The 22,745-nt window shown below is 43.7% G+C and carries 23 protein-coding genes; 19 read left to right on the plus strand and 4 right to left on the minus strand.

What is annotated here, in order from left to right:
- Nucleotides 1–366: 366 nt before the first annotated feature.
- From gyrB to dnaA, 4 genes are all read right to left on the minus strand, one after another.
- A complete protein-coding gene (gene gyrB, locus L4C38_RS18800; protein ID WP_428799088.1) occupies nucleotides 367–2,784 on the minus strand; it encodes a DNA topoisomerase (ATP-hydrolyzing) subunit B in 2,418 nt (805 codons plus the stop codon).
- A gap of 17 nt (nucleotides 2,785–2,801) precedes the next feature.
- Nucleotides 2,802–3,881, minus strand: a complete 1,080-nt coding sequence (gene recF, locus L4C38_RS18805; RefSeq protein WP_428799089.1) for a DNA replication/repair protein RecF — start codon at nucleotides 3,879–3,881, stop codon at nucleotides 2,802–2,804.
- 1 nt (nucleotide 3,882) lies between these two features.
- On the minus strand, nucleotides 3,883–4,983 hold the full coding sequence (gene dnaN / locus L4C38_RS18810) for a DNA polymerase III subunit beta (protein WP_428799090.1): 1,101 nt from the start codon (nucleotides 4,981–4,983) through the stop codon (nucleotides 3,883–3,885).
- 75 nt (nucleotides 4,984–5,058) lie between these two features.
- A complete protein-coding gene (gene dnaA / locus L4C38_RS18815; protein WP_428799091.1) occupies nucleotides 5,059–6,465 on the minus strand; it encodes a chromosomal replication initiator protein DnaA in 1,407 nt (468 codons plus the stop codon).
- A 402-nt stretch (nucleotides 6,466–6,867) separates the two neighbouring features.
- On the opposite strand from dnaA, the gene L4C38_RS18820 reads away from it, so the two are divergent.
- The 19 genes from L4C38_RS18820 to atpA all read left to right on the plus strand — a co-directional run bounded on the left by L4C38_RS18820 (nucleotide 6,868) and on the right by atpA (nucleotide 22,725).
- Nucleotides 6,868–7,629 (plus strand): amino acid ABC transporter substrate-binding protein, encoded by a 762-nt coding sequence (locus tag L4C38_RS18820; RefSeq protein WP_428799092.1) that lies wholly within the window; start codon nucleotides 6,868–6,870, stop codon nucleotides 7,627–7,629.
- 71 nt (nucleotides 7,630–7,700) lie between these two features.
- Nucleotides 7,701–8,372, plus strand: coding sequence for an amino acid ABC transporter permease (locus tag L4C38_RS18825; protein ID WP_428799093.1), 672 nt, complete (start codon nucleotides 7,701–7,703; stop codon nucleotides 8,370–8,372).
- A complete protein-coding gene (locus L4C38_RS18830) occupies nucleotides 8,369–9,106 on the plus strand; it encodes an amino acid ABC transporter ATP-binding protein (protein WP_428799094.1) in 738 nt (245 codons plus the stop codon). The genes L4C38_RS18825 and L4C38_RS18830 overlap by 4 nt, the downstream gene beginning before the upstream one ends.
- A 228-nt stretch (nucleotides 9,107–9,334) precedes the next feature.
- Entirely contained in the window at nucleotides 9,335–9,469 is a 135-nt protein-coding gene (gene rpmH / locus L4C38_RS18835; RefSeq protein WP_005378825.1) for a 50S ribosomal protein L34, read from the plus strand.
- A gap of 46 nt (nucleotides 9,470–9,515) precedes the next feature.
- Entirely contained in the window at nucleotides 9,516–9,839 is a 324-nt protein-coding gene (gene rnpA / locus L4C38_RS18840; protein WP_428799095.1) for a ribonuclease P protein component, read from the plus strand.
- Nucleotides 9,806–10,063: a membrane protein insertion efficiency factor YidD gene (gene yidD / locus L4C38_RS18845; protein ID WP_428799096.1), complete on the plus strand. Its 258-nt coding sequence runs from the start codon at nucleotides 9,806–9,808 to the stop codon at nucleotides 10,061–10,063. The genes rnpA and yidD overlap by 34 nt, the downstream gene beginning before the upstream one ends.
- A 2-nt stretch (nucleotides 10,064–10,065) precedes the next feature.
- On the plus strand, nucleotides 10,066–11,685 hold the full coding sequence (yidC, locus tag L4C38_RS18850) for a membrane protein insertase YidC (RefSeq protein WP_428799097.1): 1,620 nt from the start codon (nucleotides 10,066–10,068) through the stop codon (nucleotides 11,683–11,685).
- Between the two features lie 116 nt (nucleotides 11,686–11,801).
- On the plus strand, nucleotides 11,802–13,163 hold the full coding sequence (gene mnmE, locus L4C38_RS18855; RefSeq protein WP_428799098.1) for a tRNA uridine-5-carboxymethylaminomethyl(34) synthesis GTPase MnmE: 1,362 nt from the start codon (nucleotides 11,802–11,804) through the stop codon (nucleotides 13,161–13,163).
- Nucleotides 13,164–13,250: 87 nt separating this feature from the next.
- Complete coding sequence (gene mioC, locus L4C38_RS18860) at nucleotides 13,251–13,685, plus strand: FMN-binding protein MioC (RefSeq protein ID WP_428799099.1); 435 nt, start codon at nucleotides 13,251–13,253, stop codon at nucleotides 13,683–13,685.
- A gap of 474 nt (nucleotides 13,686–14,159) precedes the next feature.
- Nucleotides 14,160–16,055, plus strand: a complete 1,896-nt coding sequence (mnmG, locus tag L4C38_RS18865) for a tRNA uridine-5-carboxymethylaminomethyl(34) synthesis enzyme MnmG (RefSeq protein ID WP_428799100.1) — start codon at nucleotides 14,160–14,162, stop codon at nucleotides 16,053–16,055.
- Entirely contained in the window at nucleotides 16,055–16,687 is a 633-nt protein-coding gene (gene rsmG, locus L4C38_RS18870) for a 16S rRNA (guanine(527)-N(7))-methyltransferase RsmG (RefSeq protein ID WP_428799101.1), read from the plus strand. The genes mnmG and rsmG overlap by 1 nt, the downstream gene beginning before the upstream one ends.
- Nucleotides 16,688–16,701: 14 nt before the next feature.
- Nucleotides 16,702–17,475: a ParA family protein gene (locus L4C38_RS18875; RefSeq protein ID WP_428799102.1), complete on the plus strand. Its 774-nt coding sequence runs from the start codon at nucleotides 16,702–16,704 to the stop codon at nucleotides 17,473–17,475.
- Nucleotides 17,476–17,498: 23 nt separating this feature from the next.
- Nucleotides 17,499–18,380: a ParB/RepB/Spo0J family partition protein gene (locus tag L4C38_RS18880; protein ID WP_428799103.1), complete on the plus strand. Its 882-nt coding sequence runs from the start codon at nucleotides 17,499–17,501 to the stop codon at nucleotides 18,378–18,380.
- A 187-nt stretch (nucleotides 18,381–18,567) separates the two neighbouring features.
- Entirely contained in the window at nucleotides 18,568–18,957 is a 390-nt protein-coding gene (locus L4C38_RS18885) for a F0F1 ATP synthase subunit I (protein WP_428799104.1), read from the plus strand.
- 8 nt (nucleotides 18,958–18,965) lie between these two features.
- Nucleotides 18,966–19,778: a F0F1 ATP synthase subunit A gene (gene atpB, locus L4C38_RS18890; RefSeq protein WP_182110235.1), complete on the plus strand. Its 813-nt coding sequence runs from the start codon at nucleotides 18,966–18,968 to the stop codon at nucleotides 19,776–19,778.
- A 59-nt stretch (nucleotides 19,779–19,837) separates the two neighbouring features.
- Complete coding sequence (gene atpE, locus L4C38_RS18895; protein WP_182110236.1) at nucleotides 19,838–20,095, plus strand: F0F1 ATP synthase subunit C; 258 nt, start codon at nucleotides 19,838–19,840, stop codon at nucleotides 20,093–20,095.
- A gap of 56 nt (nucleotides 20,096–20,151) precedes the next feature.
- Nucleotides 20,152–20,622 carry a F0F1 ATP synthase subunit B gene (atpF, locus tag L4C38_RS18900; protein ID WP_428799105.1) on the plus strand — a complete coding sequence of 157 codons (471 nt, stop codon included), beginning with the start codon at nucleotides 20,152–20,154 and terminating at the stop codon, nucleotides 20,620–20,622.
- 14 nt (nucleotides 20,623–20,636) lie between these two features.
- A complete protein-coding gene (gene atpH / locus L4C38_RS18905; protein ID WP_428799106.1) occupies nucleotides 20,637–21,170 on the plus strand; it encodes a F0F1 ATP synthase subunit delta in 534 nt (177 codons plus the stop codon).
- 13 nt (nucleotides 21,171–21,183) lie between these two features.
- On the plus strand, nucleotides 21,184–22,725 hold the full coding sequence (gene atpA, locus L4C38_RS18910) for a F0F1 ATP synthase subunit alpha (RefSeq protein ID WP_428799107.1): 1,542 nt from the start codon (nucleotides 21,184–21,186) through the stop codon (nucleotides 22,723–22,725).
- Nucleotides 22,726–22,745: the final 20 nt, after the last annotated feature.

Below are 22,745 nucleotides of genomic sequence, written 5' to 3' on the forward strand. Positions count from 1 at the left end.
TTAAGTGCGGGGACATGGTGATGAATCAAATCAAATTGTCAGCGGCATCCGTTATCCTCTTCTGAGCGATACTTTGCCAGCCAGTTCCAAGGTCCAATTATTGGCATCCTCTTCTTTACTAGATATGTGGACTCGCTAAATCCCTTTCAAGGGATGTATCAGGAAAATATTTAAACTCACAATTTCCCCCTTATAACGCAAAAAAGCACCACCCAAAGGCAGTGCTTTTAAAAATAACTCAGAAATATTTAATTGCTTCGAGGCTAAGTTAGTTTGCATTAGTTCAAGCAAGGCGCACGCAGCATACAAGTGTATGTGAGTACGCCGAACGCAGAAATCATGCGAAATAACAACGCATCGCAGTGATTAAACGTCTAGGTTAGCTACTTTAAGCGCATTCTCTTCAATGAAGTGACGACGCGGCTCAACTTGGTCACCCATTAGAGTGGTGAACAACTGGTCTGCACCTACTGCATCTTCGATTGTTACTAGCATCATACGGCGGCTTTCAGGGTCCATCGTGGTTTCCCAAAGCTGCTCTGGGTTCATCTCACCTAGACCTTTGTAACGCTGCAAGCTTAAACCACGACGAGACTCTTTAATCAACCAATCTAGCGCGTCAACAAAGTTTGATACAGCTTGAGTACGCTCACCACGCTTAATGTAGGCACCGTCTTCAATCAGACCATCTAGAGCTTCTGAAAGATCCGCTAGCTTGCTGTACTCTTTCGAGTTCAGAAGATCTGCACTTAGTCCGTATTCGTAAGTCACACCGTGTGTACGTACAACAATCTTAGGTAGATTAATTCCTAACTCTGCGTTCTCTTCAACTTCAAAGTTATAGTGGCTTGCTCCAACTTCTTTCGCGTTTAGCTGATCAACCAACACCTGAGTCCAAGCAGCAACAGTTGTCGCATCTTGGCATTGTTCCGTTGTTAGACGAGAAACATAGAGCAATTCATGCACTAGAGCGCGTGGGTAGCGACGACTCATACGATCCACCAGCTTAATACCCGCATTGTATTGCTTAACTAGATTCTCTAACGATTCACCGCCAAGTGCTGGAGCTTCAGCATTCACATGCAGAGCTGCGTTATCAAGTGCTAGTGATACTTGATACTGGCTCATTGCATCTTCATCTTTGATGTACTGCTCTTGCTTACCTTTCTTCACCTTGTAAAGTGGTGGCTGAGCAATGTACACATAGCCACGCTCGATAAGTTCTGGCATTTGACGATAGAAGAAGGTCAATAGTAGCGTTCGAATGTGCGAACCATCGACGTCGGCATCGGTCATGATGATGATGTTGTGGTAACGCAATTTGTCTGGGTTGTACTCGTCACGACCAATACCACAACCAAGAGCTGTGATTAAGGTTGCTACTTCTTGCGAAGACAGCATTTTATCAAAACGTGCTTTCTCAACGTTTAGGATCTTACCTTTCAATGGCAAGATTGCTTGGTTCTTACGGTTACGCCCCTGCTTGGCTGATCCGCCAGCAGAGTCTCCTTCCACAATGTAAAGTTCAGACAGAGCAGGATCTTTTTCCTGACAGTCAGCAAGTTTACCAGGAAGACCGGCTAGATCGAGAGCGCCTTTACGACGAGTCATTTCACGTGCTTTACGCGCCGCTTCACGAGCTCGTGCCGCGTCGATGATTTTAGAACACACCATCTTCGCTTCGCTCGGGTTTTCTGCTAAGAATTCATTTAGTTTCTCACCCATAGTCGACTCTACCGCCGACTTAACTTCGCTAGAAACTAGCTTATCTTTCGTTTGGCTTGAGAATTTAGGATCGGGTACTTTTACTGAAACAACCGCTGTTAGACCTTCACGCGCATCATCACCTGACGTTGAAGTTTTCGCTTTCTTAGAAAAGCCTTCTTTGTCCATGAATGTGTTTAGGGTACGCGTAAGAGCAGCACGGAAACCAGCTAAGTGAGTACCACCATCGCGCTGTGGGATGTTGTTAGTGAAACAGTAGATGTTTTCTTGGAAACCATCATTCCATTGCATGGCGACTTCAACAGAAGTGCCATCTTCACGCTCTGTGTTGAAGTGGAATATTTTTTCGTGGATCGGTGTTTTATTGGTATTTAGATGTTCAACAAATGCTTGGATACCACCTTCATATCTGAAGTGGTCACATTTATCTTCTTCGCGCTCATCCGATAGTTTGATTGACACGCCTGAGTTCAGGAATGATAGCTCGCGTAGACGCTTAGCTAAAATATCGTAGTGAAACTCAACATTAGTGAAAGTTAAGTCACTTGGCCAAAAACGCAGCATAGTACCGGTTTTTTCAGTATCGCCTGTAATTTTCAATGGCTCTTGAGGCACACCATGGCGGTACGTTTGGCTGTGGATATGACCACCGCGGTAAATAGTCAGTTCAACTTTTTCAGACAACGCGTTAACAACTGAAACACCTACACCGTGCAGACCACCCGATACTTTGTATGAGTTGTCATCAAATTTACCACCCGCGTGCAGAACGGTCATGATTACTTCAGCTGCAGAAATATTCTCTTCTTCGTGAATTTCGGTTGGGATACCACGACCATCATCACTTACTGAAACCGAATTATCTTCATGGATTGTAACAATGATGTCTTTACAGTGACCTGCCAACGCTTCATCAATTGAGTTATCTACCACCTCAAAAACCATGTGGTGTAGGCCGGTGCCATCATCCGTGTCGCCGATGTACATACCTGGGCGCTTACGTACTGCATCCAGACCCTTCAGTACTTTAATACTCGATGAATCGTAATTTTCAGACATGAATTATCTTCCACTATTTATACTGGTTCTATTGTGCCATGTTCCACATGGAACATCTTGCCATTTTCGTCGATCATATCGTCGATCTGGCTTTCCGTTATAGAACTTACAAAAACTTGAGCCCCCGTCTTTTTCAAGCAATCAGCTAATCGCTTGCGACGTTGACTATCTAATTCCGATGCAAAGTCATCAATAAGGTAAATGCATTGCTTCCCGGTCATTTCCGTTAAATGTTGTCCTTGCGCGACGCGCAATGCACACACCATCAACTTAAGTTGACCACGTGATAGCACATCTTCAACTGGTGTTCCGTTTACCTTGATGCGTAAATCCGCTTTGTTCGGTCCACCAAAGGTGTAACCTAACGCTCGGTCGCGTTCAAAATTTTTCTCGAGGTATTCTTGGTAAGACGTTTCTTTGTCCCAACCTCTATAGTACTTCAATTGAATATCAAATTCTGGCAAAAATGTATTGCATAGTTGCTCAGCTTTAGCGCTCATTTGCTCAATATAAAGAGCACGCCATTGGCTTATACTCTCAGCCAAATGCGCCGTTTCTTGATCCCAATAACTGAGTTCTTGATAACTACGCGCCGTTTTTAGTAGTGCATTACGCTGCTTGCTGAGTCGCTTAAATCGACCCCAAGCATTGTAAAAAGCAGACTCGGTATGAAACACACCCCAATCAATAAAAGCGCGGCGATATTTCGGGCCTTCAGTCAGTAAATCAAACCCTTCTGGATGTATCAACTGCAAAGGCAAGACCTGTGCAAGCTGAGCCAACTTTTGCCCAGACTGACCGCCTATTTTAACCTCTGTCGTGCCATCACGCTGCTTATTAATTCCAATAGGTAGCTCAAATTGATCCGAGTTCAAAAAACGACCATGTACAAACAACTCGTCACATTCATTTTTGATCACTCGTCCAGTTAAACTGCTCTTAAAGGAGCGACCATGACCAAGCAAATAGATAGCTTCAAGCACACTCGTCTTACCGCTACCATTTGGTCCGATAAGAAAGTTAAAGCCTGCTGATAGTTCAATATCACAGGCTTTAATATTGCGAAACTGCTGAATGATAAGACGAGAAAGCGGCATACTAAAGTCGAATCGGCATCACCACGTAGAGAGCACTGTCGTCATCGGCATTCTCAATTAATGCACTCGCATTTGCATCGGACATCGAGATTCGAACTCTTTCGCAACGCAGAGTGTTTAGTACATCAAGTACATAACTAACATTGAATCCAATTTCAATCGCATCGCCATCAAAGCTTACGTCCAACATCTCTTCTGCTTCTTCTTGCTCAGGGTTGTTGGCGGTAATGCGCATTTCACTGTCTGCCAAATTAACGCGTACACCACGAAATTTCTCATTTGAAAGAATCGCAGCCCGAGAAAAAGCTTGGCGCAGTTCATCACAATCTGCTTCTAGAGTTTTAGTGGTCGTTTGTGGCATTACGCGGCGGTAGTCAGGGAATCGACCATCGACTAATTTGGACGTGAATACAAAGTTATTCACTTCAGCACGCACATTTGAACTACCTATTTGCAAAACGACTGGCTGCTCTGGAGCATCCAATAGCTTCACCAATTCTTGAACACCTTTACGCGGCACTATAATTTGCTTGTTAGCAAATTCAGCCCCAAGCTGAACTAGAGATACAGCCATACGGTGACCATCTGTCGCCACACTACGCAGTGTCGTCGCATCAATTTCAAACAGCATACCATTGAGGTAGTAACGTACATCTTGGTTTGCCATGGAGAATTGAGTTTTTTCTATCAAACCACGAAGTTCTGCTTGAGTGAGTGATACTTCAACTTCACTTTGCCAATCTTCAATATTTGGAAAATCATTTGCAGGCAGTGTCGCCAAAGAGAAACGGCTACGACCAGAACGAATTTGGACGCGATCCCCCTCTAGAACAAAAGTGATCACTGAATCATCGGGTAAACCTCGACAAATATCGAGGAATTTACGCGACGGCACAGTAATGCTGCCTGCTTCGAAATCCCCTTCGAGCGTCACACGACTAATCAATTCTACTTCCAAATCTGTCGCCGTCATTGATAAGGTATTGCCTTCAACCTTGAGCAATAAGTTACCTAAAATGGGCAGCGTTGGACGCCCACCTAAAGCACCCGACACCTGTTGGAGTGGTTTTATCAAATGACTGCGTTCGATGGAAAATTTCATAATGCGCTCTTGTGTGAATTCGTTATAGCTTTGCGTTGACTAGCCAATACTAGCTACTGGCTAGAATACCGCGAATTAAGAAGAAAGGGTACGAATCAAGTTAGAGTAATCTTCTTTGATGTCGTGGCTCTCTTCACGCAGTTGAGCAATTTTACGACACGCATGCAGTACGGTCGTATGATCACGACCACCAAACGCATCGCCAATTTCTGGCAAGCTGTGGTTAGTTAGCTCTTTTGCCAATGCCATCGCTAATTGACGAGGACGAGCCACCGAACGTGAACGACGTTTCGATAACAAGTCTGCCATTTTAATTTTGTAGTATTCTGCGACGGTTTTTTGAATGTTATCGATCGTAACTAGCTTTTCTTGTAGAGCGAGTAGATCACGTAGAGCTTCACGCACAAAATCAATCGTGATTGGGCGACCGGTAAAGTTCGCGTTGGCGATAACTCGGTTTAGTGCACCTTCAAGTTCACGAACATTTGAACGCAGACGTTTTGCAATAAAGAATGCCACTTCATCCGCAAGATGAATCTGGTGATCTTCTGCTTTCTTCATCAAGATAGCGACGCGAGTTTCCAATTCTGGTGGTTCAATCGCAACGGTTAAACCCCAGCCGAAACGAGATTTCAGACGATCTTCAACACCATTAATCTCCCTTGGATAACGATCCGAAGTCAAAATAATCTGTTGATTACCTTCAAGTAATGCGTTGAAAGTATGGAAAAACTCTTCCTGAGATCGCTCTTTATTTGCAAAGAACTGAATATCATCAATTAGCAATGCATCAACACTACGGTAGTAACGCTTGAACTCTTCAATTGCATTGTTTTGCAGTGCTTTAACCATGTCTTGTACAAAACGCTCAGAGTGCATGTAAACCACTTTAGCATTCGGCTTGTTATCGACAATTGCGTTACCCACGGCGTGCAAAAGGTGCGTTTTACCTAAACCTGTTCCGCCGTATAAAAATAGGGGATTGTAAGCCGCTCCGGGATTATCTGCGACTTGACGCGCCGCCGCCAAACCAAGTTGGTTGGATTTACCTTCAACGAAGTTATTGAATTTGTGTTTCGGATTCACATTCGAGCGGTGATTAATGTTTGCCATCGCTTGAGCATCATCATCCCACGTTTTGTGCACCGGCTTGCGCGCTTGCAGTTGTGCCGGAGCCGAAGACTCAGCAGCAACATCAGCTGGTGTGCGTTTTGGGGTAGGCGCAGGTGCCACGACACGACGACTACCAACTTCAAAACGTAAGTTAGGGATATCGTTACCGCAGAACTCTTGCAGTAGGCGATTGATACTATTTAGATACTTGTCACGAACCCAATCCAAGACAAAGCGGTTAGGTGCAAACAAAGTGAGAGTATTGTCATTAAGCTCCGCTTGTAACGGACGTACCCACATACTAAATTCTGTAGCTGGTAGCTCTTCTTGAAGCTGTTGCAGGCATTGCAACCAAAGCGAAGATGACACAGAGACCCCACTCGAGATTATTGTTCGGAAAAGAGGGAGGATTTTACCTGTTGATAACCAAGATCTCCAGCTATTGATCGATGATCCGGTGAATAAGATCTAAGTTATTCACAATTTTCTCGCCATTATTCGACGGATCATCACACCTCATCCCTTCCTTACCCACAAATTGATCCACAATAGCGGCTTTTTTACGAGATCCTGCTTTTGGTGATAACTCTGTGAATGAACGTTTTTTTTATCAGCTTATCCACAGCGTTAGTTAAATGCACAAAAAGGGACTTTATACACTGTCTAAATAATAAACTTATTACTAAGCTGTCTAGGTTATCACTCTTAGTTATTTATCTAACTAAGCTCTCATATGTAGTATTTGCAACTATAAAACCATGAGGATGTAATATGAAAAACTGGATAAAAACAGCAATTGCTGCCATCGCCCTTTCCACAGCTGCTATACAAGTTTCAGCAGAAAGCGTCATTGATGATATAAAAGTTGGTATGTCCGGTCGTTACTTCCCATTCACTTTTGTTGAAAAGGATAAACTGCAAGGATTTGAAGTTGATCTTTGGGATGAGATAGGCAAACGCAATGGCTATCAAGTCGAATACGTAACAGCTAGCTTCTCTGGTCTGTTTGGTCTTCTTGAAACTGGGCGCATCGATACTATTTCCAATCAAATCACCATCACCGATGCCCGTAAAGCAAGATACCTATTTGCTGACGCTTATGTAGTCGATGGTGCACAAATCACCGTACGTAAAGACAATGATTCAATTAAATCAATTGAAGACTTAACTGGCAAGACTGTTGCAGTAAACCTAGGCTCAAACTTTGAGCAACTGCTACGCCAATACGATAAAGATAATCAGATTAACATTAAGACTTATGACACAGGCATTGAACATGATGTCGCTCTCGGGCGTGCAGATGCGTTTGTAATGGACCGTTTATCAGCTCTTGAACTGATCAAAAAAACAGGTTTACCACTCAAACTAGCAGGCGAACCATTTGAGACCATTCAAAACGCTTGGCCATTTATTGATAATGCGCGTGGTAAACAGCTACAAAGCGAAGTAAATAAAGCACTTGCTGATATGCGCGCTGATGGCTCTTTAAAGATCATCTCTGAAAAATGGTTTGGTGCAGATATTACTCACTAAGATCCATCGATCACTTGTTGTAACTGTAAAGGTGGAATCCTATTCCACCTTTTCTTTTCTGGATAAAAACTATGGGATTCGATTTTAATTACATGTTGGAGCTGATGCCGATTCTACTCAGGTATCTCGGCACCACCATGGAGATGGCGACGTGGGGAATGGTATTTGCACTAATTTTGTCCGTCGTATTAGCCAATATTCGAGTTTTTCGTATTCCCGTATTGGACCAGCTAAGCCAACTCTACATCAGTTTCTTCCGCGGCACCCCACTGCTAGTGCAGCTCTTCTTGTTGTACTACGGCTTACCGCAAATTTTTCCAATCATGGTGGGAATAGATGCTTTCACTGCTGCAATAATCGGTTTAACCCTGCATTTTTCTGCCTATATGGCAGAGAGCATCCGCGCGGCGATTATCGGCATTGATCGCAGCCAAATGGAAGCCAGTTTATCGGTTGGTATGACTACTCCTCAAGCTATGAGACGCATTGTTCTACCTCAAGCAACGCGTGTTGCACTGCCATCATTGATGAACTATTTCATCGATATGATTAAATCGACTTCACTTGCATTTACCCTTGGTGTGGCAGAAATTATGGCGAAAGCTCAGATGGAAGCATCATCTAGCTTCCGTTTTTTTGAAGCTTTCTTAGCTGTAGCGCTAATTTATTGGGGTGTAGTGGTCATTTTAACTCGTGTACAAATCTGGGCTGAAGCCAAATTAAATAAGGCGTATCTGCGATGATAAAGCTAAATAACATCCATAAACGTTTTGGTGAAACAGAAGTATTAAAAGGTATCGATCTCGAAATTAAACAAGGCGAGATCATTGTTATCATCGGCTCAAGTGGCACAGGTAAATCAACGTTACTACGCTGCGTGAACTTTCTTGAACATGCCGATAAAGGTCAAATTACTATTGATGATGTCTCAGTAGATAGCGAAAAACACTCTCAAGCAGAGGTATTAGCATTACGCCGAAAAACTGGGTTTGTGTTTCAAAATTATGCGCTATTTTCTCATATGACTGCGAAACAAAATATTGCCGAAGGTCTGATGACCGTACGTGGATGGAAAAAAGCAGATGCGCTCGCTCGCTCGCAACAAATCCTAGACGACATTGGATTAAGCGATAAAGGCGACAGTTACCCCGCAGCACTCTCGGGAGGTCAACAGCAACGTGTAGGGATAGGTCGCGCTATGGCGCTACAACCAGAACTGTTGTTATTTGATGAGCCAACATCCGCATTGGATCCAGAATGGGTCGGTGAAGTACTGAGTTTAATGAAACAGCTCGCAACTCAGCATCAAACCATGTTGGTAGTCACTCATGAGATGCAATTTGCTAAAGAAGTGGCTGATCGCGTGATCTTCATGGCTGAAGGAAATATCGTCGAACAGGGATCGCCTCGGGATATTTTTGACAATCCACGCGATCCAAAACTGAAGAAATTCCTCAATCAAGTAGGAATTGAGTAAAGATCCAACATTAGGATCGTCAGATCCTTGAGGTTTTGCTCACACTGCGTATAATCGCCCGACGCGGAATTTCATACACATGAGTCGTTGACACAATTTGTGAGTGTGATTACAATTCCGCCTCTTTGTTGAGAGGCGTCGGTCGTCCTCTATATATATAAAGAAGACTACATGCCCACGCCGGGTTAACTAAAGAACCTAAAACTACTGATCAGTAAGGTAATTATCATGAAACGCACTTTTCAACCTACAGTTCTAAAGCGCAAGCGTACTCACGGCTTCCGTGCACGCATGGCAACTAAGAACGGTCGTAAAGTAATTAATGCACGTCGTGCTAAAGGCCGTGCGCGCCTGTCAAAATAATAATTAGATTATTTTGAATACGTACGCGTTCAATCGGGAGTTACGTTTGTTAACTCCCGAGCATTATAAAAAAGTCTTCCAGCAGGCTCACCGAGCAGGCTCACCTCATTTCACCATCATTGCACGTAATAACGACCTATCTCATCCTCGATTAGGTTTAGCTGTTCCGAAAAAACAAATCAAAACAGCTGTTGGTCGCAACCGCTTTAAGCGTCTAGCGCGTGAAAGCTTTCGTCACAATCAACATAATCTTCCAAATAAAGATTTTGTTGTTATTGCGAAGAAAAGCGCACAAGATTTAAGCAATGATGAAATGTTCCAATTATTTGATAAGCTATGGCAACGACTGTCTCGCCCATCACGTGGCTAGCAATCGGAGTAGTCCGACTTTATCAAGGTCTTATTAGTCCGCTTATCGGACCACGGTGTCGTTTTCACCCAACATGCTCAACTTATGCTGTAGAAGCTCTAAAAGCTCACGGTTTTGTAAAAGGATGTTGGTTATCTAGCAAACGTCTATTAAAATGCCACCCTCTTAATGAAGGGGGCTTCGACCCCGTTCCACCAGTTCAAAAACAAGACAGAGATAATTAACGATGGATTCTCAACGTAATATCCTGTTAATCGCATTGGCCTTGGTCTCCTTTCTACTTTACCAGCAATGGAATGTAGCTAAGAATCCAGCACCGCAAGCGATTGAACAGGCTCAAACAAGCAGTTCCCTACCTGCACCATCTTTTGCCGATGAGCTTGACCCAGCGCCATCTCAACAGGCAACAGCGAAAGCTATTACTGTAACAACGGATGTGTTAACTCTGTCTATTGATACGGTTGGTGGTGATATTGTTCAAGCTGACTTAAATAAGTACAGTGCGGAATTAGATTCAACAGCACGTTTTGAACTACTTAAGAATGAGGCTGGTCATCAGTTCATTGCTCAAAGCGGTCTTGTTGGTCCCCAAGGTATCGACCTTAGCAGTACTAATCGCCCAAACTATGCAGTTAGCGCAGATAGCTTTGATTTAGCCGAAGGTCAGGATGAACTACGCATCCCAATGACTTTCGCTGCAAATGGCATTGAGTACACGAAAACATTCATTCTAGAACGTGGCAGCTACGCTGTTAACGTTGAATATAATGTCGTCAACAACTCGGGTAATAACGCAACTTTCGGTATGTACGCTCATCTACGTCAAAATGTCATGGATGATGGCGGTAGCATCACAATGCCGACTTATCGCGGCGGTGCTTACTCAACAGAAGATACCAACTACAAAAAATACAGTTTTGACGATATGCAAGATCGTAACCTGTCTATCAACCTGACGAACGGTCAAGGTTGGGCAGCTATGATTCAGCATTACTTCGCAACGGCGTGGGTTCCTCGTGATGAGCTAGGTACCAATCTTTACACTCGCGTAATTGGCAACCTTGCGGACATCGGTGTTCGTATGCCAAATAAAACTATCGCGACTGGTGATTCGGCTGAAATGACAGCAACACTTTGGGTTGGTCCTAAACTCCAAGACCAAATGGCTGAAGTTGCACCTCACCTAGATCTCGTTGTGGATTACGGTTGGTTATGGTTTATCGCTAAACCGCTACACTGGTTGCTATCAACGATTCACGGTTTCGTCGGTAACTGGGGTCTGGCTATCATGCTACTGACATTCGTTGTTCGTGGTGCTATGTACCCACTAACGAAAGCTCAGTACACCTCAATGGCTAAAATGCGCATGCTACAACCTAAGTTGGCAGCGATGCGTGAACGTATTGGCGATGACCGTCAACGTATGAGCCAAGAGATGATGGAGCTGTACAAGAAAGAGAAAGTGAACCCACTCGGTGGTTGTTTACCTCTAATTCTACAGATGCCTATCTTCATTGCTCTATACTGGGCACTCATGGAGTCTGTTGAGCTACGTCACTCACCATTCTTCGGTTGGATTCACGACTTATCAGCGCAAGACCCGTACTACATCTTGCCGCTATTGATGGGTGCGTCGATGTTCATGATTCAAAAAATGAGCCCTACAACCGTAACTGACCCTATGCAACAGAAGATCATGACCTTTATGCCGGTTATGTTTACAGGTTTCTTCCTGTTCTTCCCATCAGGTCTAGTTCTTTACTGGTTGGTATCAAACATTGTAACTCTTATCCAACAGTCTCTGATTTACAAGGCTTTGGAGAAGAAAGGCTTACACTCCAAGTAAGTTTAAATCCAAGACAAAGGCGACCAAAAGGTCGCCTTTTTTATTGGAGCTGATTACAATTCAGCTAATCGCATTATTTAGGCTCGCACTGAGCCCTTAAATCACAGGCACACTTTATGACTACAGATACCATTGTCGCCCAAGCTACTGCGCCCGGTCGTGGCGGTGTCGGTATTATTCGCGTCTCAGGTCCTCTTGCTGAAAAAACAGCAATTGAATTAACAGGTAAGTCACTACGTCCCCGCTATGCAGAATATCTGCCATTTTGTGACGAAGCAGGTAACCAGTTAGACCAAGGCATTGCACTTTATTTCCCGAACCCAAACTCTTTCACCGGTGAGGACGTCCTTGAATTGCAAGGTCACGGTGGTCCCGTTGTGATGGACATGCTAATCAAACGAATCCTAAAAATTGAAGGCATTCGCACAGCACGCCCAGGTGAGTTTTCTGAACGTGCATTCTTGAATGACAAACTCGATCTCGCGCAAGCAGAAGCCATTGCTGATCTCATTGACGCAAGCTCTGAAGAAGCGGCTAAGTCAGCATTACAATCACTGCAAGGCGCTTTCTCTCGACGTATCAACACACTTGTAGAATCACTTATCCATCTGCGTATTTACGTTGAAGCCGCAATCGATTTTCCAGAAGAAGAAATAGATTTTTTGGCGGATGGAAAGGTATCTAGCGATCTACAATCCATAATCGACAACCTCGCCGCCGTAAGCAAAGAAGCTAATCAAGGTGCGATTATGCGCGAAGGCATGAAGGTCGTTATAGCTGGTCGCCCAAATGCCGGAAAATCAAGTTTACTAAATGCTCTATCAGGTAAAGAGTCGGCAATTGTGACTGATATTGCAGGGACAACTCGTGATGTACTACGTGAGCATATCCATATTGATGGTATGCCATTACATATTATTGATACCGCAGGTCTACGTGAGGCGTTGGACGAAGTAGAAAAAATAGGTATAGAGCGAGCTTGGGATGAAATAGCACAAGCTGATCGAGTACTATTTATGGTCGATGGCACCACCACAGATGCTACCGATCCTAAAGAAATTTGGCCTGATTTTGTTGATCGTCTACCGGATAATATTGGTATGACAGTGATCCGCAATAAAGCGGATCAAACCAATGAAGGGCTTGGGATCTGCCATGTCAATTCACCAACCTTGATTCGTCTATCAGCCAAAACAGGTGACGGTGTAGATGCACTGCGAAATCATTTAAAAGAGTGTATGGGCTTTGCTGGTGGGCATGAAGGGGGCTTTATGGCTCGTCGTCGTCACCTAGAAGCTCTTGAACGAGCTTCTGAGCACTTAGATATTGGTCAACAACAGTTAGAAAGCTATATGGCAGGAGAGATTCTTGCTGAGGAATTGCGTATCGCTCAACAACACCTCAACGAGATCACCGGAGAGTTCAGCTCCGATGACTTACTCGGACGGATTTTCTCTTCTTTCTGTATTGGTAAATAATTAAATACTATGCGCACTTAAAGTGCGCATTTTCTTATCAACTGCATCGTCTGAATGCATCAGCAATTATAAGGAACAAAAAATAGCATGATTCATATCATCACAGGCAGCACCTTAGGTGGCGCCGAATATGTGGGCGATCATCTGAGTGATCTGCTGGTAGAAAAAAACTTGGAAACGACCATCCACAATCAACCAAAACTTAATGAAATACCGACTCAAGGAACTTGGCTGATCGTCACGTCAACCCATGGTGCAGGTGACTACCCAGACAATATTCGTCCTTTTATTCAGGCACTACAAATGACACCACCAAACATGGCAGAGGTGAAATTTGCCGTGATAGCGATTGGTGATTCTAGCTACGATACTTTCTGTGCGGCAGGAAAACATGCTCATGCACTACTGGAAGATGTGGGTGGTACGCCACTGAAAGACTGTTTTACCATCGATATATTGGCACATTCGGTGCCAGAAGATGCTGTTGAAGAGTGGTTAGTTGAGTGTATCGACCACTTTTAGTGACAATTTCATCGCGATTAGGTCAGCTGAGCTGGCCTTTTTTTTGCTTTGTGGATAGAGTTCTTCCATTTCAAAAAGTTTGATCGAACAAAAAAGCAGCAAACGAGCTGTGCATAAGTATAGGGTTATCCGGTTACTAACCTATAGTTATCCCAATAACAACTTTGATCCAATCTCACCCTTGTGGATAAGTAGTCATTTTGATCCCAGCTAATCCTCATCATGATCAACGCAAGATCACATGATATGATCTAACCAAGATCCATGATCTTATTGATCATTTTCCCGTTATCCACAGAGATCGTCGATCCTAATAATAGATCTAATAAAAGATCATCTATATAGATCTTATATATATTAGCGTTGACCCCTAAACTTAAAAAACATAAAAGCCTTTTTCTCTCAACGAGAAAGCAGGTAGAATATCGCTCTTTTTTATCTGTCCGATTTATCTTGAATACCAGAGGTCAGTTCATGCTTTATCACGAAAACTTTGACGTCATCGTTGTTGGTGGCGGTCATGCAGGAACGGAAGCCGCACTCGCATCAGCGCGTACAGGGCAAAAAACCCTCTTACTGACTCATAACATTGACACACTAGGTCAAATGTCTTGTAACCCAGCCATAGGTGGCATTGGGAAAGGACATCTAGTGAAAGAAGTTGATGCTATGGGCGGTTTAATGGCACAAGCCATTGATCATTCTGGTATTCAGTTTCGTACATTGAATGCCTCTAAAGGGCCAGCTGTACGTGCGACACGCGCTCAAGCAGATCGTGCACTGTACAAAGCGTTTGTCCGTGATGCATTAGAAAACACGCCGAACTTAACGTTATTTCAACAATCAGTGGATGATCTTATTGTTGAAAACGATCGTGTGTTGGGTGTTGTCACCCAAATGGGGCTCAAATTCCGCGCCAAAGCCGTTGTATTGACCGTTGGTACCTTTCTTGGTGGTAAGATCCATATTGGTATGGAAAGTTCGTCAGGAGGGCGCGCAGGCGATCCACCATCGATCGCACTTGCGAGTCGACTACGTGAACTTCCATTACGTGTTGATCGTTTAAAAACGGGTACACCACCGCGTATTGATGCTCGTAGTGTAGATTTTTCAGTCCTAGAAGCGCAGCATGGTGACAACCCGACGCCTGTGTTTTCATTTATGGGCAAGCGCAGCCAGCACCCGCGTCAAATACCATGTTTTATCACTCATACCAATGAGCGTACTCATGATGTGATCCGCAACAACCTAGATCGCAGCCCAATGTATTCAGGTGTGATTGAAGGTATTGGCCCACGTTATTGCCCATCTATTGAAGATAAAGTGATGCGTTTTGCTGATAAAAATAGTCATCAAATCTTTATTGAACCAGAAGGTTTAACCACAACAGAATTGTATCCAAATGGTATCTCCACCAGCTTACCATTTGATGTTCAAGTGCAAATTGTTCGTTCAATGAAAGGTTTTGAGAACGCACATATTGTTCGCCCTGGTTATGCTATCGAATACGATTTCTTCGATCCTAGAGATTTAAAACAAACCTACGAAAACAAATTTATTGCAGGTCTATTCTTTGCCGGTCAAATTAACGGTACAACAGGCTACGAAGAAGCCGCGGCACAAGGTTTAATGGCAGGTCTTAACGCCAGTTTATTCAGCCAAGATAAAGAAGGCTGGAGCCCGCGTCGCGACCAAGCTTACGTCGGTGTTTTGATCGACGATTTATCAACCATGGGCACAAAAGAACCGTATCGCATGTTTACCTCACGTGCTGAATATCGTTTGTTGTTGCGTGAAGATAATGCTGATTTACGCTTAACAGAAAAAGCGCATGAGCTTGGTTTGATTGATGACGTTCGTTGGGCTCGTTTTAACGAGAAAGTCGATAACATTGAAAAAGAACGCCAGCGCTTAAAAGATATTTGGATGAATCCAAAATCTGCAGCTATCGATGAATTGAATGCTGTATTGAAAACACCAATGGCGCGTGAAGCAAGCGGTGAAGATCTACTTCGTCGTCCAGAGATCACTTATCCACAATTGACTCAATTGGCTGCATTCCAGCCCGCGTTAGAAGATCAACAAGCTGCGGAGCAAGTTGAAATTCAAGTTAAGTACGAAGGCTACATCAAGCGCCAGCAAGATGAGATTGAAAAGTCACTTCGCCATGAGAATACCAAATTACCGGCTGATTTAGATTATAAGCAAGTGAGTGGTCTCTCAAACGAAGTGGTTGTTAAATTGACAGAAGCGAAACCTGAGTCTATTGGTATTGCATCTCGGATTTCAGGTATTACTCCTGCAGCCATTTCAATCTTGCTTGTGCATCTTAAAAAACATGGTTTGTTGAAAAAGGGTGAGGAAGCCTAATGTCGTCATTGCGTCAGAAACTTGATGATCTCATTCTGCAAACAGAATTGAGCGTTTCAGAGCGTCAACGTGAACAGCTTATTGGTTACGTTGAATTGCTAAACAAGTGGAATAAAGCCTACAACTTAACTTCTGTTCGCGACCCGAATGAAATGGTCGTAAAACATATTTTAGACAGTATTGTAGTGAGTGCTCATCTTCCGGGTGAGCGCTATATCGATGTTGGTACCGGCCCTGGGTTACCAGGTATTCCGCTAGCTATCATGCACCCGGATAAAGAGTTTCACTTACTGGATAGCCTTGGTAAACGGATCCGATTTATCAAACAGGTTATTCATGAACTGAAAATTGAAAACGTGACGCCGATTCAAAGTCGAGTCGAAGACTATCAACCTGAAGATAAATTTGATGGTGTACTAAGCAGAGCATTTGCCTCAATGGTGGATATGGTCGAGTGGTGTCATCACTTGCCCAAAGATCACACCGGACGTTTTCTAGCGTTAAAAGGGCAATTATCACAAGATGAGATTGCTGAGCTTCCAGAGTGGTGTTGTGTGATCGATATCAAACCTTTGAAAGTTCCTCAATTAGAAGGCGAGCGTCATCTAGTAATCTTATCGCGCAAGGAATAATAGCGAGGTAGATCGTGGGAAAAATAGTAGCCATTGCCAATCAAAAAGGCGGTGTTGGGAAAACAACGACTTGTATTAATTTAGCTGCGTCTATGGCCGCAACTAAACGTAAAATATTGGTAATTGACCTTGACCCACAAGGTAATGCGACCATGGCCAGTGGTGTCGACAAATATCAAGTAGACGCCACCGCATACGAGCTTTTGGTTGAAGATGTTGCGTTTAATGATGTAGTCATTACCAAGACAACCGGTCATTATGATTTGATTGCCGCCAATGGCGATGTGACAGCGGCAGAAATCAAACTGATGGAGGTTTTTGCGCGTGAAATTCGCCTAAAGCAAGCGCTTGCGTCGGTTCGCGATAACTATGATTTCATCTTTATTGATTGTCCTCCTTCTCTAAACCTTCTTACAATCAACGCCATGGCAGCAGCAGATTCTGTGTTAGTGCCAATGCAGTGTGAGTACTTTGCACTAGAAGGTTTAACCGCGTTGATGGATACCATTAGCAAACTAGCCGCTGTTGTTAACGAAAATCTAAAGATTGAAGGGTTATTGCGTACTATGTATGACCCGAGAAACCGGCTATCTAATGAAGTATCCGATCAATTGAAAAAGCACTTTGGCAACAAGGTGTACCGCACAGTTATTCCTCGCAATGTTCGATTAGCAGAAGCGCCAAGTCATGGTAAGCCTGCTATGTACTACGACAAACATTCCGCCGGTGCTAAAGCTTATTTAGCCTTAGCTGGGGAAATGCTTCGTCGTGAAGAAGTACCTGCATAACACTAACTAAAGGAATTAAATTCATGTCTAAACGTGGTTTAGGTAAAGGGCTTGATGCGCTTCTTTCAACCAGTTCGTTGGCAAGAGAGCGCCAACAGGCAGTGAATTTGAGCCAAGATCGCTCTAGTTCTGATCAGTTAACTGAATTGAATGTGAGTCTATTACGTCCGGGGACATATCAACCGCGTAAAGACATTGAGCCTGAAGCTTTAGAAGAGCTTGCAGCTTCAATTGAATCACAAGGTATTATTCAGCCAATAGTGGTGCGCCAGACTGATATCGACAAATTCGAAATCATAGCTGGTGAACGACGTTGGCGTGCAGCCCGTAAAGCAGGTTTGAGCCAAGTGCCATGTTTGATTAAGAATGTGGAAGATCGCCAAGCGATCGCTATGGCTCTAATTGAGAATATTCAACGCGAAGATCTGAATGTTCTTGATGAAGCGGTAGCGTTAGATCGTCTGCAACGAGAGTTTTCGCTGACTCACCAACAAGTCGCAGAGGTGATAGGTAAATCACGTGCAGCCGTTAGTAACATATTACGTCTAAATCAGTTAGAAAATGATGTAAAGAGTATGGTTGCGGGTAATTTGTTGGATATGGGGCATGCTAGAGCTTTATTAGCGCTTGAAGGTGAGTTACAAATCGATGTTGCTCAGCAAGTGGTAAAGAAGCAAATGACGGTGCGTCAAGCTGAGCAATTAGTGAAAAAGTGCCTAAATCCAGTTGTTGAGACAAAAAAAGCACTCCAAGATGCTGAGGCACAACAAATGTCACAGGATTTGAGTGAAATACTTGGATCTAAGGTAGTAATTGTGCGTTCCAGTAACGGTAAGGCTAAAGTCACGATAAATGTTGACGAACCTCAAATATTGGCGCAATTAATTGCCAAGTTGCAGAGCTAGATGAGATAATTAATCTTCAACAAGTTTTATAAAATACAATTTTTATGTAAAAGTTGTCGGTTTGTAAACAGAATTGTAACTTTTTGCTGTGTTTTCATTGCATTCGATTCGACTCACCGTATAATTTTTGCCAATTTCCCCAGCACTAGGAAGTAATCGCTGTGGATTTTACTAGAGGTATGAATACATGGTAGCTGCGTTAGCTAGACCAGGACGAGAGCTTGCTAAGCGATTGATAATGATCCAGTTCGGCGTGGTTACGTTGGTGGCAGTGGGAATGGCTGCGACTGTGGATGTTAAATGGGGAATTTCAGCACTGATTGGCGGCGGCATCTTTGTCTTAGCTAATGCGGTGTTTGCTTTGTGTGCTTTCGCGTTTAGTGGAGCTCGCGCAGCAAAGAAAGTGGCTGCATCTTTTTACACAGGTGAGACACTTAAAATCCTTATCACAGTAGTTCTGTTCTCTTATGTCTACATGTATACACAGGTGGAACTCGTTCCCCTAAAACTAACCTATTTGCTGGCTCTAGGTATTAATATCTGTGCGCCAGTGCTATTCATAAACAACAAAAAATAGGATGAGTTATGGCTGCGCCAGGTGAAGCGCTAACACAATCCGGATATATTGCCCACCACCTTTCTAACCTTTCTTTAGCTAAGTTAGGGTTGGTTGCGGAAGAAGCAAGTTTCTGGAATGTACATATCGATAGCCTGTTATTTTCTTGGTTTACTGGTTTAATTTTCCTTGGGATTTTTTACAAAGTAGCGACGAAAGCAACAGTAGGTGTACCAGGTAAGCTTCAGTGTGCTGTAGAAATGATCGTAGAATTTGTCGCGGAAAACGTCAAAGATACGTTCCATGGACGCAACCCTCTGATAGCGCCTTTAGCACTAACTATCTTTTGTTGGGTATTTTTAATGAACGTGATGGACTTAGTTCCGATCGATTTCTTACCTTACCCAGCAGAACATTGGCTAGGCATCCCTTATTTAAAAGTGGTACCTTCAGCTGATGTGAACATCACCATGGCTATGGCACTAGGCGTTTTTGCTCTGATGATCTACTACAGCATCAAAGTGAAAGGTTTAGGTGGCTTTGCAAAGGAATTAGCATTACATCCATTTAATCACCCAGTGATGATTCCATTTAACCTATTGATTGAAGTGGTATCGCTACTAGCGAAACCTCTATCACTCGGTATGCGTTTATTTGGTAACATGTTTGCTGGTGAGGTTGTATTCATTCTTTGTGCGGCAATGCTACCATGGTACTTACAATGGATGGGTTCACTACCGTGGGCAATCTTCCATATCTTGGTTATTACGATTCAAGCCTTCGTGTTCATGATGTTGACAATTGTTTACCTGTCAATGGCTCACGAAGACAGTGATCATTAATTAATTTTTTTAAGCTTTTATTTGGGCACTAAGCCAACAACTATAAATTGGAGATAGTAATGGAAACTTTACTGAGCTTTTCTGCAATCGCCGTAGGTCTTATCGTCGGTCTTGCTTCTCTTGGTACAGCGATTGGTTTCGCCATTCTTGGTGGTAAATTCCTTGAAGGTGCAGCGCGTCAACCAGAAATGGCTCCTATGCTACAAGTTAAGATGTTCATCATCGCTGGTCTACTTGATGCGGTTCCAATGATCGGTATCGTAATCGCGCTACTGTTCACTTTCGCAAACCCATTTGTTGGTCAACTAGCAGGCTAATTAACAACTCTGTTAATTGTATTTTTGTAGTTGATTCTTAAAAGGGAGTAGCTGTTGTGAATATGAACGCAACTCTGCTAGGTCAAGCAATCTCGTTCGCTCTATTTGTGTGGTTCTGCATGAAATATGTATGGCCGCCATTGATGAGTGCGATTGAAGAACGTCAGAAGAAAATTGCTGATGGTCTACAAGCGGCAGAACGAGCTTCTAAAGACTTGGATCTAGCACAAGCCAACGCTTCTGATCAATTGAAAGAAGCGAAGCGCACAGCAACTGAGATCATTGAGCAAGCGAATAAGCGTAAAGCTCAAATTCTAGATGAGGCTCGCGAAGAAGCTCAGGCAGAACGCCAGAACATTCTTACTCAAGCTGAAGCTGAACTAGAAGCTGAACGCAACCGTGCGCGCGATGATCTGCGCAAACAAGTTGCAACTCTGGCTGTAGCTGGTGCTGAGAAAATCCTTGAGCGTTCTATCGATATAGATGCGCAAAAAGATATTCTTGACAACATTACTGCAAAACTTTAAGTCTGGGGGCGCATATGTCTGATTTGACTACTATCGCACGCCCCTATGCTAAAGCAGCTTTCGACTTTGCAGTGGAAAAAGATCAGCTAGACCAATGGGGTCAAGCATTATCTTTTGCCGCTGAAGTTGTCAAAAACCAACAAGTAAAAGAGCTGTTAACCAGCTCTATGTCAGCCGAGAAATTGGCTGAGATATTTGTTGCAGTTTGTGGCGATCAAGTTGATGCACATGGTCAAAACCTTTTAAAGGTTATGGCTGAGAATGGTCGTTTAGCGACTATTCCTGAGGTTTGTGAGCAATTCTTCATTTTGAAGAAAGAGCACGAGAAAGAGATCGATGTTGATATTATTTCAGCGTTTGAACTGTCTGGTGAACAGCTAGCAAAAATCAGTGGCAAACTTGAACTGCGCCTTGCGCGCAAAGTGAAGCTGAATTGCAGTATAGATGAAGCCCTACTTGGTGGGGTAATAATTCGAGCCGGAGACCTAGTCATCGATGACTCAGCGCGTGGTCGTTTGAACCGCCTGAGCGATGCATTGCAGTCTTAATGGGGATTGGAGCATGCAACTTAATTCCACGGAAATTAGCGAACTAATCAAACAACGCATCGAATCTTTCGAAGTTGTTAGTGAAGCTCGCAACGAGGGTACTATCGTATCGGTAAGCGATGGTATCATCCGCATTCACGGCCTAGCGGACGTGATGCAAGGTGAAATGATTGAATTACCGGGTGGTCGTTATGCACTAGCACTTAACCTTGAGCGTGACTCGGTTGGTGCGGTTGTAATGGGTCCATATGCTAACCTTAAGGAAGGCATGAAAGTTACAGGTACTGGTCGAATTCTTGAAGTGCCAGTTGGTCCAGAACTTCTTGGTCGCGTAGTGAACACACTAGGTGAGCCTATTGATGGTAAAGGTCCACTAGAAGCTAAATTGACTTCACCTGTAGAAGTTATCGCACCAGGCGTAATCGACCGTAAATCGGTAGATCAACCTGTGCAAACTGGTTACAAATCAGTTGACTCAATGATCCCTATCGGTCGTGGTCAACGTGAACTTGTAATCGGTGACCGCCAAACTGGTAAAACAGCAATGGCGATCGATGCGATCATTAACCAGAAAAACTCTGGTATTTTCTCAATCTACGTAGCAATTGGTCAGAAAGCTTCTACCATCGCTAACGTAGTACGCAAACTAGAAGAGCATGGCGCACTGGCTAATACAGTCGTTGTTGTTGCATCTGCTTCTGAGTCTGCTGCACTGCAATACCTAGCGCCTTACGCTGGTTGTGCAATGGGTGAATACTTCCGCGATCGCGGCGAAGACGCACTGATTGTTTACGATGATCTATCTAAACAAGCTGTTGCTTATCGTCAGATCTCTCTACTACTAAAACGTCCACCAGGCCGTGAGGCATTCCCAGGTGATGTATTCTACTTACACTCGCGTCTACTAGAGCGTGCAGCTCGTGTAAACGAAGAGTATGTAGAACGTTTCACTAACGGTGAAGTGAAAGGTAAGACTGGTTCTTTAACTGCTCTTCCTATCATTGAAACTCAAGCAGGTGACGTTTCAGCATTCGTACCGACTAACGTAATCTCGATTACCGATGGTCAGATCTTCCTACAAACTGAGCTATTCAACGCTGGTGTTCGTCCAGCTGTTGACCCAGGTATCTCAGTATCTCGTGTAGGTGGTTCTGCGCAAACGAAAATCATCAAGAAGCTATCTGGCGGTATCCGTACAGCACTAGCTCAGTACCGTGAACTAGCGGCATTCGCACAGTTCTCGTCTGATCTTGATGAAGCAACAAAGAAACAGCTAGACCACGGTCAGAAAGTAACTGAGCTAATGAAACAGAAGCAATACGTTCCATTCTCAGTATTTGACCAAGCACTAGTAATCTTTGCGGCAGAGCGCGGCTACTTAGCAGACGTTGAAATCAGCAAATTGCTTGATTTTGAAGCTGCTCTACTATCGTACGCTCGCGGTCAATACGCTGAACTTGCAGCTGAGATCGACAAGACGGGTGCTTACAACGATGAAATCGAAGCTCAGTTGAAAAAACTGACTGACGACTTCAAAGCAACCCAAACTTGGTAATAGGTCGGTGGCAGTAATGC

The sequence above is a fragment of the Vibrio kasasachensis genome (assembly GCF_050337565.1).
GTDB classification, from domain to species: domain Bacteria; phylum Pseudomonadota; class Gammaproteobacteria; order Enterobacterales; family Vibrionaceae; genus Vibrio; species Vibrio kasasachensis.

What these genes read in the sequence shown, in the direction of transcription:
- gyrB (WP_428799088.1), bottom strand. Translation starts at nt 2,784, where the DNA reads ATGTCTGAAAATTACGATTCATCGAGTATTAAAGTACTGAAGGGTCTG.
- recF (WP_428799089.1), bottom strand. Translation starts at nt 3,881, where the DNA reads ATGCCGCTTTCTCGTCTTATCATTCAGCAGTTTCGCAATATTAAAGCC.
- dnaN (WP_428799090.1), bottom strand. Translation starts at nt 4,983, where the DNA reads ATGAAATTTTCCATCGAACGCAGTCATTTGATAAAACCACTCCAACAG.
- L4C38_RS18820 (WP_428799092.1), top strand. Translation starts at nt 6,868, where the DNA reads ATGAAAAACTGGATAAAAACAGCAATTGCTGCCATCGCCCTTTCCACA.
- L4C38_RS18825 (WP_428799093.1), top strand. Translation starts at nt 7,701, where the DNA reads ATGGGATTCGATTTTAATTACATGTTGGAGCTGATGCCGATTCTACTC.
- L4C38_RS18830 (WP_428799094.1), top strand. Translation starts at nt 8,369, where the DNA reads ATGATAAAGCTAAATAACATCCATAAACGTTTTGGTGAAACAGAAGTA.
- rpmH (WP_005378825.1), top strand. Translation starts at nt 9,335, where the DNA reads ATGAAACGCACTTTTCAACCTACAGTTCTAAAGCGCAAGCGTACTCAC.
- yidD (WP_428799096.1), top strand. Translation starts at nt 9,806, where the DNA reads ATGGCAACGACTGTCTCGCCCATCACGTGGCTAGCAATCGGAGTAGTC.
- yidC (WP_428799097.1), top strand. Translation starts at nt 10,066, where the DNA reads ATGGATTCTCAACGTAATATCCTGTTAATCGCATTGGCCTTGGTCTCC.
- mnmE (WP_428799098.1), top strand. Translation starts at nt 11,802, where the DNA reads ATGACTACAGATACCATTGTCGCCCAAGCTACTGCGCCCGGTCGTGGC.
- mioC (WP_428799099.1), top strand. Translation starts at nt 13,251, where the DNA reads ATGATTCATATCATCACAGGCAGCACCTTAGGTGGCGCCGAATATGTG.
- mnmG (WP_428799100.1), top strand. Translation starts at nt 14,160, where the DNA reads ATGCTTTATCACGAAAACTTTGACGTCATCGTTGTTGGTGGCGGTCAT.
- rsmG (WP_428799101.1), top strand. Translation starts at nt 16,055, where the DNA reads ATGTCGTCATTGCGTCAGAAACTTGATGATCTCATTCTGCAAACAGAA.
- L4C38_RS18880 (WP_428799103.1), top strand. Translation starts at nt 17,499, where the DNA reads ATGTCTAAACGTGGTTTAGGTAAAGGGCTTGATGCGCTTCTTTCAACC.
- L4C38_RS18885 (WP_428799104.1), top strand. Translation starts at nt 18,568, where the DNA reads ATGGTAGCTGCGTTAGCTAGACCAGGACGAGAGCTTGCTAAGCGATTG.
- atpB (WP_182110235.1), top strand. Translation starts at nt 18,966, where the DNA reads ATGGCTGCGCCAGGTGAAGCGCTAACACAATCCGGATATATTGCCCAC.
- atpE (WP_182110236.1), top strand. Translation starts at nt 19,838, where the DNA reads ATGGAAACTTTACTGAGCTTTTCTGCAATCGCCGTAGGTCTTATCGTC.
- atpH (WP_428799106.1), top strand. Translation starts at nt 20,637, where the DNA reads ATGTCTGATTTGACTACTATCGCACGCCCCTATGCTAAAGCAGCTTTC.
- atpA (WP_428799107.1), top strand. Translation starts at nt 21,184, where the DNA reads ATGCAACTTAATTCCACGGAAATTAGCGAACTAATCAAACAACGCATC.